Source organism: Acinetobacter sp. YH12027 (assembly GCF_013420085.1).
Lineage (GTDB): Bacteria > Pseudomonadota > Gammaproteobacteria > Pseudomonadales > Moraxellaceae > Acinetobacter > Acinetobacter amyesii.
Genome location: NZ_VOYW01000093.1, coordinates 1 through 2,018 on the forward strand (window position 1 = coordinate 1; position 2,018 = coordinate 2,018).

Below are 2,018 nucleotides of genomic sequence, written 5' to 3' on the forward strand. Positions count from 1 at the left end.
AGAGGAATTGCCACAAGATACGATAAGCTAAAACGTAACTATCAAAGCGCTGTTGCTTTAGCTTGTATATTTATATGGTTGCCTCTTTAGCTCAATTTATCGGCTGTAAATGTCAACACACCCTAGTCTTTTATTATAAAAAAATCATTACTAAAATTTCAGTCCCTCATAATATTGTATCTACATCTAATAGCCCTAACCACATTCTTGCAACACCATTCTAAATTTCTCTTACCATTTTTTAATGCATCTTCCAACTTACAATCTGGTGGATTAATCCCAACAATCTGTGTGAAACCTAAATCATAAAGTTCTGTTATTTCCTCACCCACTAGACCAGCAAAGGCGATCACGGGTTTATTAAACTTTTTTGCAACCTGCGCCACACCAAATGGTGTTTTACCTAACTTGGTTTGATGATCAATTTTCCCTTCACCTGTCAGCACATAATCTGCCTGTGCTATTTTTTCCTTCAACTGAGTTTGTTCAATGACCAATTCCACACCTGATTGCATCGATGCACCTGCAAAAGCCATCAACCCAAAACCTAATCCACCTGCAGCACCTGCACCTGCTGCATCACGTAAAGCACAATCCAGAGTCGCTTCAACCACATCAGCATAATGACTGAGGTTCTGATCTAACTGACGCACCATCTCCTGCGTTGCGCCTTTTTGCGGGCCAAAGATATGGGATGCGCCATTATCACCACATAGTGGATTAATGACATCGCTGGCAATGATGATCTCTGTGTACTTTAAACGTGAGTCGAGCTGTGTCAAATCAAGACTATTAATTTGATCCAGATAACCACCACAAACTGCTATTTCGAAGCCATTTTCATCTAAAAATTGTGCCCCCAAGGCTTGCGCCATACCTGCACCGCCATCATTGGTCACACTTCCGCCTAAGCCAATGATAATTTTACTTACTCCGAAGTCTAGAGCAGCCTTGATCATTTCGCCCGTACCATAAGTTGACGTCAGTAATGGATTTCGCTGAGCCATATCGACAAGATGAATTCCATTGGCTTTTGCCATTTCAATCACTGCGGTTTTTCCACCGTCGATCAAACCGAAATATGTCGTCACAGCTTGATTGGGCAAAGGACCTGTAAGCGCTATCGTCACTTTTTGACCGTCGCAAGCACTGAGCAACGCATCTACAGTTCCCTCACCGCCATCTGCCATTGGCACAGCGATGACATTTGCGTCAGGTATGAGCTTTAAAATTGCACGCTGCATCGCGTCACAGGCTTGTTGAGCACTCATACTTTCTTTAAATGAATCGGGCGCAAGAACAAAAGTGGTCATCTAAATGCTCAAAATAAAACTTGTCCTCAACCATAACGGTTTTAAAATAGCAGGTATATCTAAAAACATCAGAAAGACTCGAAATGTCACGAATCAACCTAGGTCAGTCTGCACCTGAGCTATATAAAAAAGTTGCAGAACTTGATGCACTGGCAATGCAAAAAATAAATGAGTCTGGCCTAAGTGAAGGTTTAGCCCATTTACTGAAATTACGTGCATCCCAAATCAACGAATGTGCATTCTGTATTCGCATGCATGCGCAAGATGCACTTAAAACAGGTGAAAGTATTGAACGCATTAGCCTACTCAATGCATGGCGTGAAACTGCGTACTACGATGAAAAAGAACGTGCTGCTTTAAGCTTGATCGAAGCAATTACATTGATTGCCGAAGGCCAAGTTCCCGATGCAGTTTATGAAGATGCTCTACCCTTTTTAACGGATGATCAAATCAGTGCAATTGAATGGCTCGCAATTGTCATTAACACATGGAATCGTATCGCCATTAGTAGCCGCTATAGCGTGAAACCTTAACGGGTTGTACACATTAAAACTGAATAAAAAAAGAGTGCCTCAGCACCACTGCTGTCCCATAGTTTGCTTTAAATAAAAAAACCTGAGTCCTAACAGTTAAAATATGAGTGCAAACAAACACTTTAACGACCAGGATTCAGGTTTTGTCACATCAGAATACCGTATTTCATGA

Annotated in this window: 2 protein-coding genes and 1 pseudogene; 2 read left to right on the forward strand and 1 reads right to left on the reverse strand. The window is 41.4% G+C overall.

What is annotated here, in order from left to right; all coding sequences use genetic code 11:
* A pseudogene (locus FTT94_RS16380) lies at positions 1-90 on the forward strand (IS5/IS1182 family transposase); the annotation flags it as partial.
* Between the two features lie 68 nt (positions 91-158).
* Here the strand turns inward: FTT94_RS16380 and FTT94_RS16385 are convergent.
* Positions 159-1,313 carry a glycerate kinase gene (locus tag FTT94_RS16385; protein WP_180171124.1) on the reverse strand — a complete coding sequence of 385 codons (1,155 nt, stop codon included), beginning with the start codon at positions 1,311-1,313 and terminating at the stop codon, positions 159-161.
* Positions 1,314-1,396: 83 nt separating this feature from the next.
* On the opposite strand from FTT94_RS16385, the gene FTT94_RS16390 reads away from it, so the two are divergent.
* Positions 1,397-1,846, forward strand: a complete 450-nt coding sequence (locus tag FTT94_RS16390; protein WP_180005282.1) for a carboxymuconolactone decarboxylase family protein — start codon at positions 1,397-1,399, stop codon at positions 1,844-1,846.
* The last annotated feature ends 172 nt before the right edge of the window (positions 1,847-2,018 follow it).

Bases quoted from the DNA above. Each gene is read 5' to 3' on its own strand.
- FTT94_RS16385 (WP_180171124.1), bottom strand. From the start codon at position 1,313: ATGACCACTTTTGTTCTTGCGCCCGATTCATTTAAAGAAAGTATGAGT.
- FTT94_RS16390 (WP_180005282.1), top strand. From the start codon at position 1,397: ATGTCACGAATCAACCTAGGTCAGTCTGCACCTGAGCTATATAAAAAA.